This is a genomic window from Chthonomonas sp., assembly GCF_035294505.1.
Taxonomy (GTDB): domain Bacteria; phylum Armatimonadota; class Chthonomonadetes; order Chthonomonadales; family Chthonomonadaceae; genus Chthonomonas.
Genome location: NZ_DATGKU010000234.1, coordinates 1 through 15379, shown reverse-complemented (window position 1 = coordinate 15379; position 15379 = coordinate 1). Strand labels below are relative to the sequence as shown.

General features: G+C 59.1%; 10 protein-coding genes. 8 read left to right on the top strand and 2 right to left on the bottom strand.

Going from position 1 to position 15379, the window contains the following annotated elements:
• The first annotated feature begins 335 nt into the window (after nt 1-335).
• The 8 genes from minC (at nt 336) to VKV18_RS14050 (ending at nt 10950) form a co-directional block, all read left to right on the top strand.
• Nucleotides 336-1025 carry a septum site-determining protein MinC gene (gene minC, locus VKV18_RS14085; protein WP_324204820.1) on the top strand — a complete coding sequence of 230 codons (690 nt, stop codon included), beginning with the start codon at nt 336-338 and terminating at the stop codon, nt 1023-1025.
• Nucleotides 1026-1825: 800 nt separating this feature from the next.
• Nucleotides 1826-2854: a Gfo/Idh/MocA family oxidoreductase gene (locus VKV18_RS14080; RefSeq protein WP_324204819.1), complete on the top strand. Its 1029-nt coding sequence runs from the start codon at nt 1826-1828 to the stop codon at nt 2852-2854.
• A gap of 12 nt (nt 2855-2866) precedes the next feature.
• Nucleotides 2867-4486, top strand: coding sequence for an NAD(P)H-hydrate dehydratase (locus VKV18_RS14075; RefSeq protein WP_324204818.1), 1620 nt, complete (start codon nt 2867-2869; stop codon nt 4484-4486).
• A gap of 62 nt (nt 4487-4548) precedes the next feature.
• Nucleotides 4549-5895, top strand: a complete 1347-nt coding sequence (locus tag VKV18_RS14070) for an FHA domain-containing protein (protein WP_324204817.1) — start codon at nt 4549-4551, stop codon at nt 5893-5895.
• An 11-nt stretch (nt 5896-5906) separates the two neighbouring features.
• Nucleotides 5907-7394 (top strand): FHA domain-containing protein, encoded by a 1488-nt coding sequence (locus VKV18_RS14065; protein WP_324204816.1) that lies wholly within the window; start codon nt 5907-5909, stop codon nt 7392-7394.
• A 64-nt stretch (nt 7395-7458) separates the two neighbouring features.
• Entirely contained in the window at nt 7459-8787 is a 1329-nt protein-coding gene (locus tag VKV18_RS14060) for a vWA domain-containing protein (RefSeq protein WP_324204815.1), read from the top strand.
• Nucleotides 8788-8802: 15 nt separating this feature from the next.
• The gene (locus tag VKV18_RS14055; RefSeq protein WP_324204814.1) at nt 8803-9840 is read left to right on the top strand and encodes an FHA domain-containing protein; all 1038 of its coding nucleotides are present in this window, start codon (nt 8803-8805) and stop codon (nt 9838-9840) included.
• A gap of 57 nt (nt 9841-9897) precedes the next feature.
• Complete coding sequence (locus tag VKV18_RS14050; protein ID WP_324204813.1) at nt 9898-10950, top strand: Stp1/IreP family PP2C-type Ser/Thr phosphatase; 1053 nt, start codon at nt 9898-9900, stop codon at nt 10948-10950.
• 752 nt (nt 10951-11702) lie between these two features.
• On the opposite strand, the gene VKV18_RS14045 is transcribed toward VKV18_RS14050, so the two are convergent.
• Both VKV18_RS14045 and VKV18_RS14040 read right to left on the bottom strand, forming a co-directional pair.
• Nucleotides 11703-12758: a M42 family metallopeptidase gene (locus tag VKV18_RS14045; protein ID WP_324204812.1), complete on the bottom strand. Its 1056-nt coding sequence runs from the start codon at nt 12756-12758 to the stop codon at nt 11703-11705.
• 3 nt (nt 12759-12761) lie between these two features.
• The gene (locus VKV18_RS14040; RefSeq protein ID WP_324204811.1) at nt 12762-14402 is read right to left on the bottom strand and encodes a GMC family oxidoreductase; all 1641 of its coding nucleotides are present in this window, start codon (nt 14400-14402) and stop codon (nt 12762-12764) included.
• Nucleotides 14403-15379 lie beyond the last annotated feature (977 nt).

The following is a 15379-nucleotide window of genomic DNA, read 5'->3' as shown; positions in this document are numbered from 1 at the left end:
CGCCTGAAACCTGGCGAGCACGGTTGGATAGGCTGGGCACTTTACAGCGGCTGGTCAAAAGGGAAGTTCTGACGCTTGTAACGCGTTTCTGCTGCCTGTGCAATTGGCCTAAAAGACCACGAACCGTTTCCCTAAGCGTTTACGGTGTAAATTAGCTTTTAGGAGATAAGAGAGCAAAATTGTATCTGCATAATCAAGTTGATATTCGGAAACAACTAATAAACGCTGCATATTGTTAGGACATACGTGCTGTGAGAGAGACTTCGACGACTAAGCAGGATATTGGAAAGTGATGGCGAATAATAGTAGAAAACTCTGTACCAAAAGGAGTATCTATGGTAACGCTGCAGCCGTGGCATAACGGTTTGCTGCAGGAGTTTCTGCTTACGGTGCCTGCCGACTTGGAGTGGGAAGAGGCACTTGCCCAGATCGAAGCACGGCTTGAGGAGGCCAAGCCCTCCATGTCGGTGCGGGGAGTGCAGATAACCATCGAGTTTGGCGTGCGCCAAGTGAGTTACGAGCCGCTGCACGATTTGGTGGCGCTTTTACGCGATCGCTACGGGGTGTTGGTTGTGGCCGTTGTCAGCACCGATATGCACACCCAAGAGGCCGCCCGTCGGCTAGCCCTCGGCGTCTATCTTATCGCTCCGGGCGCACCCCTCAGCGCCGAGGCGAACGAGGATGCCACAGGCAACAACGCGCTTTACTATGCGGGAACGGTGCGCTCCGGGCAGAGACTCACGCACCATGCGCACCTCATCGTCGCCGGCGATGTGAACCCTGGTGCGGAGGTTATTGCCGGTGGGGATATTGTGGTTTTAGGAACGTTGCGTGGTTTGGCCCATGCCGGCTGTTATGGCAACGAGGAGGCGCGCATTGTTGCGGGCAACATGCGCCCCCAACAGCTCCGCATTGCCGGCCAAATTGCCCGCGCTCCCGAAGAGGATACCCGCGCGGCAACAGCAAGCCGGCGCCCCGAAGTGGCACGCATTGTTGATGGCATCATTCAAGTCTCGCCCCTGTGAGAGACCACAGAACCGTCTTTCCGTGGGCATGGCGTGCATGCCACGTTTCCGGCAACCTTCCCTTTTGGTGCAGTAGGCTATTCGCTTCCCACCCGCTAATTGGCAACAGGGGCACCTAACGATGGTCACCTCAAGAGCGACAGTGCTGCGAGCTGAGCCTTTTCCCGCAAGGCCCCCACCCCCACTCCCCTCCCCCTCTTAGGGAGAGGGGAGACCAATAAGCTTACTCGCGGTTTCCTTTGGTAGGCTTTTCTTTGAAAAATTATCAAGATAGCCCCCTTTCTCCCTAATAGGGGGAAAGGAAGGGATAGGGGGCGAGCAAGACAGACTTGCTGTACAAACTATCTCTAGAACCGAAGCAATTGGCAGTCTCTGCAGCCCCACTCCCTTCCCCTCGGAACTGCTGGGTATTGAAATTCAAGATTTCTCGCCTTCGGCTCGAAATGACAGGTGTTCATCTTACCTTCGGCACGAAAGGACAGGTGCCTGCGGTTCGAGATGACAGCTGTTCATCTCGTCTCCGGCTCGGAAGGACAGTCGTGTCATCGGCTCTTCAAGGCCTACGCCCTTCCCCTCGGTGCGAATGAAATGCGAAGACCGCTTCGCTTCGAGGGGACATGGGGCGCTGCTACCCTCGCCCTCAAGGCCGACGGTGCTGCGCGTGGCATGGTGAGGAATCACCCCGTAATTGGTAGGGGCAGGCACAAGGCCTGCCCCTAAAACGAAAACAAAGAAGGAATCGTGCCCTCAAACGGTGTAGAGTTCTAACAGAAAGGTATTTACCTATAAGGAGCAATGTTATGGCGTTGAAAGTGGCCGTTATTGGGGCCGGAGGCATTGGCTCTCGGCACGGGCAGGTCTATCTGCGTCACCCCGATGCCGAGCTGTTGGGCTACTGCGATATAGATGCCGCTCGGGCCGATCGACTTGCTGCCCGCGATGGCGTGAAGAGCTGGCACAGCGTTCAAGAGATGCTGGCGGATGTGGGCGACAAGCTGCAGGCCGTATCGGTCTGCACCGCCGGCCCGGAGAACGGAGGGCATCACTACGAGCCGACCATGCAGTGTTTCGAGGCCGGCCTCCATGTGCTCTGCGAAAAGCCCATTAGCAACAACATCCATCATGCACGGGAAATGGTGGAGACGGCACGTAAAAAAGGACTCTACTTCGGTATTAATCTGAATCACCGATTCACACCGCCGGCAGCCAAGGCCAAAGAGTGGGTACAGAGCGGAAAATTGGGGCACCTCCTCCTCATGAATATGACCATGTGGATCGACAACCCCAATGAAAGCTCGCCGTGGTTCCACATTCGGGCACTTCACCCTCACTCGCTTGATATTATGCGCTACTACTGCGGGCCGGTGAAAAAAGTCCACGCCTTCTTCAATCGCGCACCCAAGCCCGATGGGCCGGGCGGCAAGCGGGTCTGTTGGTCAAACGTTCAGGTGAATCTGCTGTTCGAGAACGATGTGGTGGGACATCTTACCGGCTCTTACGATGCCAACCCCGCCCATAACCTGGAGCGATGTGAGGTGATGGGCACGGAGGGGCGCTTCGTTTTGGAAAATCTTTACGAGGAACTGACGTTCTATCCCCGTCGTAGCCCCGAACTAACGGTTATTCGTAACAGCATCATGGGCGGAATGACGGGGTTCGACCAGACCTTCGATAGGCGCATAGGGCGCTGGATAGAGCAGGTGAACGCGGGCGTCCCCCGTGATCAGATCGAGGCGAGCGGTGAGGACGGTTTGGCCGTGCAAGAGATCATCGAGGCGGCCATTCAAAGCTGGGAAAACAACTGCGTGGTAGACGTGGAGAGGGGATAACTCGTTCGTACGATGCGCGTTTTGACCTCCCAGCAGATGCGCGAATACGACCGCCACGTTATCGAGCAGGTGGGCCTTCCCGGCAACGTGCTTATGGAGAACGCCGGGGCCGCTGTTGCCAGGGTCATCGCGCAAACGTATGGAGCCTTAGCAGGCGCCCCTGTTGCGCTGTTTTGTGGGGGAGGCAATAACGGCGGCGACGGCTTTGTGGTGGCGCGGCGGCTGGCGCTTTTGGGGGCACGACCCACCGTCTACTTCTTCGGCAAAGAAGAGAGCCTGAAAGCGGATGCCGCCACGCACCTTCAGGTGCTGCGTCGCATGGGCCTGCCCGTGGTGGTTGGTGCCGACCCTCAACAGCTGACCCTCGATCCCCATACCGCACTGGCGGTAGATGCCCTGTTGGGTACCGGAAGTAAAGGCGCCCCTCGCGAACCGATTCGGGGGGCCATCATCGCCATGAACCGGCTTCGCTGCCCCATCTATGCGGTGGATATCCCCTCCGGCATCGACTCGGACACGGGCGCCGTGCCGGCAGAGGCCGTGCGCGCAACCCACACCGTTACCTTGGCCTGCCCCAAAATAGGGCTTTTCCTTTTCCCTGCCGCCGACTACGTGGGGCAACTTCATGTAAGCGACATCGGTTTCTGCTGGGACACGCTCGATCTGCCCTACCTCGGTAAACTCTTTTCACCTAAAGCCTCCTCCCTGGCCGCCACCCTATGCGGCCCCCGACACCCCAACGCCAACAAGGGCCACTTCGGACATGTGGGCGTGATCGCCGGCTCTCAAGGCATGGTGGGGGCGCCGGCACTGGTGGCAAGGGCGGCCCAGCGGGCCGGGGCCGGGCTGGTAACGGTGCTGGCACCGCGCTGCATTCAGTCGGTTCTGGCTGCTAAGCTCGACGAGCAGATGACGCTGCCGCTTGCCGATGCGGAGGGCGCTCTTACGGAAGAGGCGCTGCCCGACATCCTTCGCTTCGCGCAGAAAGCCACTCTCTTCTGCATTGGCCCCGGCCTTACCACACACTCCCAAACCGTCGCTTTGGTGCAACATCTGCTCGGCGTGCTTCACAAACCCATTGTGCTCGATGCCGATGGGTTAAACGCCCTCTCTCAAAACCCCGAGTGCTTGCGTGAACGCCCCGAAGAGGCCCCCCTCATTCTTACCCCGCATCCAGGAGAGGCGGCTCGACTTTTAGGAACAACAACGTCGGAGATAGAGTCCGACCGTGTAGGAGCGGTAAAGTTGCTGGCCTCTCGTTTTCACGCGATCGCGTTGCTAAAAGGGCGCTATACACTCGTTGCTACCCCTGATGGCACGCTGTTCGTAAATACTACGGGGAACCCTGGTATGGCTACAGGAGGGAGTGGCGATAGCCTAACGGGCATTTTAGGGGGTATATTAGCTCAAGCCCTTGCGCAAGAACGCAATAAAACCGATATAGGAGTTAGAATGGACGTTCTCGCCGAGGCGGTGGCGCTGGCCGCCTATCTGCATGGACTGGCAGGAGACCTCGCTTGCCGGACACTGGGAGAGGCGGCGCTAACGGCAGGGGATATCATCCAACATCTGCCCATGGCGCTTAACAAGCTCCTTGTGGAACCAAGTCCGTGTGTCGCGGAATCTTTCTAGGAGGCGTCGAAGTGGTTTTTAGCCCAGACCTCCCTCATCTATTATGCAGGCAGGAGGATAGGTTGAGAAGAGCAGAACGGAGGGGAAGTACGAAGGTTTGTTCTCGTGCAACCGTGACGGTGCTAGGGAGTTTGCTGTTTTGCTGCCTTGTGGCCTACGCCCAAAAGCCTACCGCTCCCGCCTCCTCGGTGTCTAAACCGGCAGCCTCCGCACAGCCTACCCTACAGATTCAACGGCAAGTGAGTGGAGACCTGCTCTATCGCTTTCTCGTCCCTCATGGCGCTCCCACAGCGCCGGTGCCCCTGCCAACCCCCACCGACGCCAACCAGGTTGTGGCCGTTACCTTGCCCGCAAACTTGCCCAAGAATGCCATTTTGGAGGTCATCAATCGCACCACGGGTAAAGTGGCTCATCTGCCGGTCAAAACCAATGGAGTTACCGCCCTCACGGACGCCGATTTTACCCTTGTGCAAACGGTGATGGTGCCGGTTCAAGTGGAGGGTAAAGGCGGCCTTACCGATGCGGTCGTTACCCTTACCAGCTCCGATGGAAAATACAAGGCGAGCTGGCTCCTGAAGGCTGCCGATAAAGGGGTTGCTCAATTCACAAATGTGCCTATGGGGGTGGCCCTTACCGTTACGGTAAAAAACGACGACGACCCTCCCATCAGCCAAACCCAAACGCTGCCAACCAACCCGCCGGCAGAGGGCTATCATTGGCCAACGATCACCGTCACTTGGCCGGACGCTCACAGCGTTCCCTTGCCTGCCGCTCCTGCTGCCCCGTCGGCCCCAACAACCCCTCCTCCGGGCGTTACCCCCACACCCCCGGCGCCACCCGCGTCGAACCCGCTGAGCGACCTTATTTCTACTCTCATCGGGCTTGCCGTTATTGGAGGGATAGGCTATGGGGTTGTTTGGGCGTATAAGCAGGGCCACCTGCGTCGCTTTTTTGAGGGAATCGGGATGCACATCCCCGAAGCCCAGTCTCAGCCGGACGTACAGCCCTTTAAAAAGCCGGAGCAACCCCCTCTTCCACCTATTACCGAAGGAACTGCCGACCCCTTCGCCGGGCCGGCCGGTATGGTAGGCTCTCCTATCGGCGTTGGAGGTGGTCCGCGCTTGGTGGGCACCATCGGGGTCTACGCGGGGCAGATGTTCGAGCTGCAAGGCGCGCAGGTGGACATCGGCCGTGACCCTTCCAACACGGTGGTGCTTTCGCAGGATAGCAACGTATCGCGACGTCATGCCAGCATTCAAGCCCAGGGTGGGCAGTTTGTCATCGTGGATAACGGCTCCTCCAACGGAACGTTTGTTAATGGGGTGCGCATTCCTCCGCAAACCCCCCATCCGCTACGCCCAGGCGATGAGGTTCAGGTGGGGATGACTCGCTTTCGTTTCGAGATATAGGGATACATGCCATGCGTTCACGTATCATCGTCTGTACGGTTGCCGGTTTGGTTGGCGGTTTGGCCGGAGCGCTTCTTCAAGAGGCCCTCGTTCACTATCAGGTGATGCGCACGATATTTGGCGACTGCTTGCCGGTTCCTCCCACTCCGGGGCAGGAAAGGCTGTTGGCCTTTTGCGTGGGCGGGCTTCCGGGCATGCTGCTGGGAACCGCCGATGGCGTTGTGGAAGGCAATTCCCGTAAACTCTTGCGCGGCGTGGTTGTGGGGCTGATAGGCGGTTTCCTGTTGGGCTACATCGGCATGATGTTTGGCAATAAGCTCTACAACCTGCTCGGCGGCTCGGCCAACATGAACTCCCACGCGGGCCTAGCCGGCTTCCTCCATGAGGTCATCGCTCGCGCGTTTGGGTGGTCGCTGCTTGGTGCAGGCATCGGCACCGGTGCCGGCATGGCCACCATGCACCTAAAGCGGATTGGGCGTGGAGCGTTGGGAGGCTTTCTGGGCGGGTTTATCGGCGGCTTCGTCTTCGACCTGGTGGCCGTAACGGCAGCGCCCCTCGAAGCCCCTCTTAAATCGGGCGCTTGCTACGAAGCGGGCGGGCTAAGCCGAATCATTGGCTTCACGGCCATCGCTACCTGCACCGGCCTTTTGGTGGGCATTGTGGAGGAGCTTTTGAAAGAGGCCTGGGTGCGCGTGCTGGTAGGCCGTAACGAAGGGCGCGACTTCTCTTTAGACAAACCGATAAACATTTTGGGACGCGACGAACGGTGCGATATCCCCCTTTACGGCGACCCAAGTGTGGGCATTCAGCATGCTGCCATCTGTAAAGAGGACAATCGGCACGTGTTGGTGGATGCCGGCACTCCCCCAGGCACGCTGGTGAACGGGCAGCCGGTGCCGCCGGGCGGCAAAGTGGTGTTGCGCGACGGGGACATGATTCAGATTGGAATGCATCGCATCCTCTTCCGAGAACGCGCCACTGCCTCCAAAGTGCGCCCGATAGGAGTGGAGACGCCGCGCAGCGCTGCCGGCAATCCGCTCTCGCCCATGCCCTCTCATCTATGCCCCTACTGTGGCGCGCCTAAAGATGCCGCCGGCAATTGTCGGTGTACGGTGGCGCCCTCAACCCCCATGCCTGTATCGGACCCGTTGGGAGGCATAGCGTACGGCGGCAGCACCGGCGTCGCAGCTCCGATGGCAGGAGTCGGAACCGCAGTGGGCCGCCTGGTGGGCATAGAGGGGCCTCTCGTCGGGCAGATCATCCCGCTCGAGAAGCCCAATATCACCATAGGACGTGAGGCCGATAGAGATATTGTGATCTCCAACGACCCCACCGTTTCGCGTACTCATGCCGAGTTGAGCTATATGAACGGAGTTTGGATGGTAAGAGATAATAACTCCTCCAACGGCACATTCGTCAATGGGGTGCGCATTAGCAGTCAGGTGCTGCACCCTGGAGACACCGTGCAGTTTGGCTCGAGTCGTTTTCGCTTCGAGTAGAGAAAGAGTGACACCGAAAACACGTTGCACCGGCTCTTAGAGCCGTGGGAAAAGAGGCAGGAACATGGAAGATCGCACACAGATCATAGGCGCATCACCCACGCAGATGGGCACCATGCCCACCCAAATGGGCATGGCGCAAACACAGATGGGAACCGCGCTCCAAACCCTTGAAGTGGAGTGCATGCCGGGCAATCGCTATGCCCTTGCCGGCGACATCTCCCGCGAGCACGCCCTCGTGGTGTTGAAGGCCACGGGGCAACAGCTGGGACGGCGGGCCCCCATCAACGTGTGTCTCTGCATTGACCGCTCCGGTAGCATGGAGGGGCCTCCGTTAGAGTATGTGAAAATGGCGTGCGACTATGTGGTAGACATGCTCGAGCCGAACGATATTCTCTCCATCGTCACCTTTGAGGAGCATGTAGATGTGCTGATGCCGGCTCGGCGCGTGGTGAATAAGGCGCTTATTAAGGAGCATATCCATCGCATCGAGCCTGGCAATACCACCAACCTGTATGATGGGTTAGTCGCCGCCTTTATGCAGATCGCTTCGGTACTGCCCCAAACACAGGGCTATGTTACGCGCGTGCTGCTGCTAACCGATGGCGACCCGACGGTGGGAATTAAAGACTACAGCACCATTGTGCAGCAGGTTGCGGAACAGCGTGCCAAGGGCATTACCGTTACGGCGCTGGGTTTCGGGCCGGAGTACAATGAGGAGCTTTTGGCAGGTATCGCCAAACGAAGTGGAGGCAACTACTACTACATTCAGCGTCCCGACCTCATTCCCGAGGTGTTTCGGCGCGAGCTGGAGACGGTGATGTCGGTGGTAGCCCGCAACGTTCAGGTGCGCCTCCAGCTGTCGCGATGGGTTCATGTCCGCCAAGTCTATGGGCTACAGCCCTCCTTCGGCCCGCGCACCATCGAGGTAACCGTGCCCGACATCGAGCGAGGCACCTCGCGCACGGTGTTGGCAGAGCTGGAGTTCGAACGTCATCCGGCCGGGGTTTTCCGCGTGGCGAAGGCCGTGGTCACCTACGATGACCTCCTTGCGAACCGGCCGGGACAGGCGAGCGCCGACTGCGTTTTTGAATTCACCAAAGATGCTGCGCTCTTGGCACAGGGCGTGAACCCCATTGTGCGCAATGAGATCGAAATAGCACAGGCCTCCCAGAATCTCCAACGCACCATTATGGGAATGCGCACGCAGCAGCTTACGGCCATGGGCGCCCTTTCCGAACTGCAACGCACCCGCACCATCCTGATGCAAACAGGCCAAATAGAGAAGGCCCAGCAGCTGGATGCGGCCATGCAGTCGCTTCAGCAAGGCAGTGGCGATGTGGAGAAAACCCTTATGGGCACCATTGTGGATATCGAACAGGGCAAACGGTAAGGAGGACACCAAACCATGAGCGATGAACCTACCCGCATGATGACTTCTCCGGCCGGGCCGGAGAAAACGCTGTTGGCCACACCGCAGGCCGACCCCCTACGCACACAGATGGGCGCTACAACCGTTTGCCCCGTGTGCCACACCACCACCCCCGTACTGGAGAACTATTGCTGCGAATGCGGCTTTCTGTTATCGGCGACCGTCTCGGAAAGCCTAGAGGTGGCGCCGGAAGAGACACCCCCTGCCGAGCTTGTGGAGCTTGAGACGGGGCGCCGCCATCGTTTGCGTGTTGGAGAGAACACGGTGGGGCGGCAGGGAACCGATGTGTTGCTTTTAGATGCCACGGTATCGCGAACCCATGCGCGCATTCGCGTGGAGAATGGGCAGGTGTTTGTGGAAGATCTCGGCAGCACCAACGGCACCAAAGTGGGCGATTTACGCCTCAGCCCCAACCAGCCGGTCGCCGCAACCGGCGGCACGCTGCTGCGTTTCGGCAATGTGCAGCTTCGGCTCGAAGTGCGTGGAGGCGAGGGGCAGGGCGTCGGCCTTGAGGGGGCCGAAAAGACGGTGGCCATAACATCCCCCTCCTCCGAGGCCACGCTGCTTGCCCCTGCGGCCCAGCCGGCAGAGGCTGCCCCGCCCGTGGCCTGGCTCAGAAAGCTGGAGGGGCCGGGCAATGAGTTGCCTGTGCCCGCCGGGGTTTCGCGCATCGGGCGGCGCCCAACGAACGAGTTGGTCGTTACCGGCGACGCCTACGTTTCCGGCTCACACGCAGAGATACGAGTCGAAAACGGAGAGGCGTGGCTTACCGATGTTGGCAGCACCAACGGCACCTTTGTCAACGGAACACGACTGATGCCCAATCAACCGCAGCTTTTAGAGAATGGGGATGAGGTGAAGATCGGGCAGACAAGTTATCGTTTTGAGTGGGCCGAGCCGTCTCAACCCGCAGAGGCTGCAGAGGATACGCCGGAGCCGCAGGAAGCGCAACCCAACGAGGGGAAGGGCATCGGCATTGAAGAAGCGGGCGACGCCGCTGAAGAAAGTAGATAACCGGCTGAAAAAATGAGAGATTATCGTTCTATTCTGGAGAGGTAAAAACCGTTACCGATGGATAAGCCCTACTCTGCATCACCGGCAGGCCAAGAGCCTACGGCGAAATTAGAGCGCGAGGTTCTGGTGCGAGGTTGGCGTTCTTACGGGCCGCGAACGCCGCGTTGTCTTCCCCTCATCAAGTTTGCGGCCCGCACCGATATGGGGCAGGTGCGCGAGAACAACGAGGATAAGTTCGATTTTTACGAGCCGGAAGAGCCGGCCATTCTTGCACAGCGTGGTTGCCTCTACGCGGTCGCCGATGGCATGGGGGGCGCTTTGGCCGGCCAAATCGCAAGTGAGCTTACCCTCAAGCGCCTGCTTTCGGCCTACTATGACCATCCGGCAGACGATCCGCGTACGGCCATGCGCGAGGCCATTTTGGAGGCGAACAACTACATCTACGCCTTAGCCCAGGCCATTCCCGAACGCAACGGCATGGGCAGCACCCTGGTAGCGGCCGTTTTCATTGAAGATAGCGTTTTTATTGTGCAGGTGGGCGATAGCCGTGCCTATCTGCTGCGTCAGGGACAGCTGCGGCAGGTAACGGTAGACCATTCCTGGGTAGAGGAACAGGTGCGGGCGGGCGTGCTCACCCGCGAAGAGGCCGAACTGTCTCCTTTCCGCAATGTCATTACACGCTCCATTGGCGCAACCCCAAACGTCCTGCCCGATTTCTATGAAGAGAGCGTGCAAGAGGGAGATATTTGGCTGCTCTGTTCCGACGGTCTCACCGGCCATGTGGAGGACTCGGAGATCGCGGCGATTATAGGGAGCCATGCGCCCTCCGAGGCCACCCGCCAGCTTGTTGAGCTGGCCAATGCCCGTGGGGGGCGCGACAACATCACGGTGTTTGTGCTTTCTGTCCGCGCTGTGGTGCCCTGTGAGGGGGAGAGTGCGGAGGGAAAGGGTGTCGGCCTTGAGGGGAAGGGCGTCGGCCTTGAGGAGATTCAGCGCTTTTATACATCCCCTCCGCAAACATCTCCAGAGTCGGCTCTAGGGGACGAGAACCTCGGTGGAACCCAAAAACCGACGGCACCCTTCTGGCGTCGTTTTCTGCTAGGTTCATGAACCACCAGCACGTAGGTGGTCATTCGTTGCGTGGGAGTAGGGCTGCAGAGACTGCCGGCTTCACGGTTCTAGAGCCAGTTAACAACGCAAGCCTCCCTTGTTCGCCCCCTATCCCGACCTTTCCCCCTATTAGGGAGAAAGGGGGCGGTTGTGTTGAGTTTCCGAAGGAAAGGTTATCACAGGAAACCGCTAGTAAGCTTATTGGTCTCCCCTCTCCCTGATAGGGGGAGGGGCGGGGGGGTGGGGGCTTGGAGTGCTGATGATACAACTGTCATTTCGAGCCGAAGGCGAGAAATCTTAAGTTTCACTTCCCAGCAGTTCTGAGGGATAGGAGTGAGGCTGACAATCTCACGGTTCTAGAGGCAGTTAACCAAGCAAGCCTGCCTTGTTCGCCCCCTATCCCGACCTTTCCCCCGATTCGGGAGAAAGGGGGCTATGATGGTTAGTTTCCGAAGGGAAGGTTATCACAGGAAACCGCCTGTAGGGGCACGGTGACCGTGCCCCTTTTGCTCATCTCCCCTCTCCCAAATTGGGGGAGGGGGAGGGCGTCGGGGCTTGAAGAGCCGGCAACACGACTGTCATTTCTCATGAGATAGACGCCTGTCATTTCGAGATAAACAACTGTCATTTCGAGCCGATACTACAACTGTCATTTCGAGCCGAAGGCGAGAAATCTTGAATTTCCATTCCCACCGGTTCTGAGGGGAAAGGCATTGGCCTTCAGAGCCGGGGGTAGGGCGTCACCAAAGAACCTAGTCCTCTCCAACAGCGCGAAGATAGGCCAGAAGCAGCCGCAGCAGTTCATCGGGGGCATGGCGATGCATGATCTCGTAGCCATGCGAGTTTTCCACAGGCAAACCCAGCGTCACCGGCCGCGCCACAAGGCCGTTGGCTGCGCAGCAGGAGGCATCGCTGCCGCCGCGTGACAGATACTGCCAATGGGGCTGCTGCCCCAGGGTTTGGCAACAGGCTGCGAGCAGTTGGCCATCCACGGCCTCCATGGCGGCATAGCTATCCCGAACCCAGAGGGTTGGCTGGGCGTTGATGGGAAAGTTGGCCTCTGGCGTTTTGGGGCCGATCTCAAGCGCAATGCAGATGTCTGTAGGCTGGCGTTGAAGATAAAAGCGCGCGCCTTCTCCGCCCACCTCCTCCGAGGTGGTGGCCAAAAACGTGAGCGGGCCGGATTGCGGTAAGGGCTGCTGCGCAAGCGCTTCCAAAGCCAAAAGCCACACGGCGAGGTCGGCACGGTCGTCCAAAAAATAGGCGGCGATGTGGTTTCCGAACTCCGTGACCACGCGACACGAGGGGGCTAAAACGGCGCGTAGCCCCGGCCGCACGCCCAGTGCCTCTAGCTCGGAGGGGGAAAGGCCGGTAAAGAGGCAGACCTTCTCCCACTCTAAGGGGCCTTTGCGCGCTTGGTGGGCAGGGCTGGCCTCGTGTTCGGTATGTACCGATCCGAAAGAGAGAATCGTCGGCAGTGGCCCTTGAGGCGTTAGCACCTGAATGGGAACCTCGCCCCATTTCCACGGATAGATGCCCCCGCACGGCGCCACCTTTAGAGTGCCATCCTCCTCAATGCGAGTTACCATCAGCGCGATCTCGTCCATGTGGGCGGTAACCACCACCGAGGGCCTCTGCGGATCGCCGGGCAGTTTTACCACCAGGTTGCCCTTGGAGTCGGTTTGGGGATGATAGCCGAAGCGGGCAAGACGCTCTGTTAAGAACTGGCGCACATGCTCTTCTTGCCCCGGAGGGCCGGGAAGGGCGACCAGCTCGCGAATAAGCGATAGCGCTTGGGTATCGGGCATGGTTTAAAAGCTCCTCACAAGGTACTCTCCGCAGCGATAGGCTAAGGCCATAATGGTGAGCACGGGGTTGAAGCCACCATTGGTGACATGCAGCGAGGCATCTATGATGAAGAGATTATCGAAATCATGCACGCGCCCCCACGGGTCGGTAACGGAGGTTTTCGGGTCGTGCCCCATGCGACAGGTGCCGGCCTGGTGTTGGCCGGCGCTGAGATGATAGCCCGGTGGGTCGCCCCACACCTTTATGGCCCCGCTGGCCAGCAGCCACTCTTTAGCGCGTCCCCACATGTAATGGGCGGTGCGCACCGTTTCGGTATGGGCAACTCCCTCAAGGCGCGCTACCGGCAGGCCATAACGGTCGCGCACATCGGGGTCGAGAGTCACCCGACAGTTGGGGTTCGGGATCTCATGCACAGGGCCCATCACGTGGAGGGTGCGCCGATAGTTCTCTCGCATCCAGCGCTTGTTCTCCAGCCCGCGGCGAGGGAGGTCGGGTGGCAGGGCGCTTTTCCAAAAGATGATGGGCAGCTTAATGAACTCGTTGGCCAACATGCCGCCTCCGATGATGCCGGGGTTATGATGGTTAAATTGGCAGGTGGCGATGCACACCCCGGGGCCGATGCCGTCGTAGACCGGCTCCTCCATAAGCCCCAGCGCTCCCGGATAGTAGTGCCCTTGCAGATTACGCCCTACCAGGTCGTAGCGGTTGCCGAGGCCGTTTGGGTGGTGAGGCGAGGCGGAGAGCAGAAGCAGCCGGGCCGACTCAATGGCGCCGGCCGATACCACAACGCGCTTGGCGGTGGCCGTGTGGCGCTCCAGCCGCCCGTTCTCCTCCAGGATGTAAGAGACGCCCGTCACGTTGCCGCGTCCGTCTGTCTCGATGCGTTCGGCCACGGCGTGGGTTTTTAGGGTGCAAAGGCCGGTGGCCAAGGCGCGAGGCAGGAGGGTGTTGTGCGTGCCGTTTTTTGAATCGGAGGGACAGCCGAACCCAACGCAGTGTTGGCACTGCACGCAGGCCGGCCTTCCGTTGTAGGGCACGCTGTTGATGAGCAGCGGCGGGATGCAGGTTTTCCACCCTAGGGCTTGCGCCCCACGCGCCAAAACCTGGCCGGAACGGGTAAGCGGCATCGGCGGCATGGGGTAGCTTTTTCGGCGTGGCACCGGAGGGGCCAGAGTTCCCGAATCGCCACAGACGCCCAACTCCCATTCGGCGCGCTCGTAGTAAGGTTCCAGGTCGCTGTAGGAGAGAGGCCAGTCGGCCAGCGAGCTGCCTTCGGGCACGCCGTAGAGGCTGGCCATGCGAAAATCCTCCTCCATAAAGCGCCACGCTTGGGCGCCGTAAACGCGCGTTCCCCCGCCCACGCAGGCCGCATTGTTTTGATAGCCTCCCTCATAGGGTCGAACCAAGTAGCGTTCTCCAAACAGCCCTGTCGCTACCCGCGGGTGGCCATCGCCGTCGGGCCCGGCGTTATGGCCGTATTGCGAAAGCCGTTGGTTGCGCAGGTGGTCGCGCCCGATCTGTTCTGTGGCAAGGTTAGGCCCTCGCTCCAGCAGCAGCACCTGTTTACCGGCCTCGGCCAGCAGACAGGCCACGATGCCACCTGCCGCTCCCGCACCGATCACTATCGCATCGTAATCTGGCATAGCTGTTTCCTCATTAATAAATTCGCGCCTTCACCGTCTAGCTCCTGCTTGCAGGCGGGTAGGAATGTGCTTTGAAGTGCCGATGATACGCTCGTCATTTCGAGATAAACACCTGTCATTCCGAGATACACAACTGTCATTTCGAGCCGAAGGCGAGAAATCTTGAATTTCAATACCCAGCAGTTCCGAGGGGAAGGGAGTGGGGCTGCAGAGACTGCCAATTGCTTCGGTTCTAGAGATAGTTTGTACAGCAAGCCTCTCATGTTCGCCCCCTATCCCTTCCTTTCCCCCGATTCGGGAGAAAGGGGGCTATCTTGCTAATTTTTCAAAGAAAAGTCTACCAAAGGAAACCGCGAGTAAGCTTACTGGTCTCCCCTCTCCCAAAGTGGGGGAGGGGAGTGGGGGGTGGGGGCTTGAAGAACTGGCGATACGCCTGTCCTTTCGTGCCGCAGGCGAGATCAACAACTGTCATTTCGAGCCGATACTACAACTGTCATTTCGAGCCGAAGGCGAGAAATCTTGGGTTTCCATTCCCATCAGTTCCGAGCGGAAGGGGTAGGGGCTGCCAATCTCGCGGTTCTAGAGCAAGTCAGCAAAGCAAGCCTCTCATGTTCGCCCCCTATCCCTTCCTTTCCCCCGATTCGGGAGAAAGGGGGCTATCTTGCCAGTTTTTCAAAAGACAGCTTATCAAAGGAAACCGCCAATGAACTTGCTGGTCTCCCCTCTCCCAAAGTGGGGGAGGGGAGTGGGGGTGGGGGCTTGAAGAGCCGGCGATACGCCTGTCCTTTCGTGCCGCAGGCGAGATCAACAACTGTCATTTCGAGCCGATACTACAACTGTCATTTCGAGCCGAAGGCGAGAAATCTTGAATTTCCATTCCCATCAGTTCCGAGCGGAAGGGGTAGGGGCTGCCAATCTCGCGGTTCTAGAGCAAGTCAGCAAAGCAAGCCTCTCATGTTCGCCCCCTATCCCTTCCT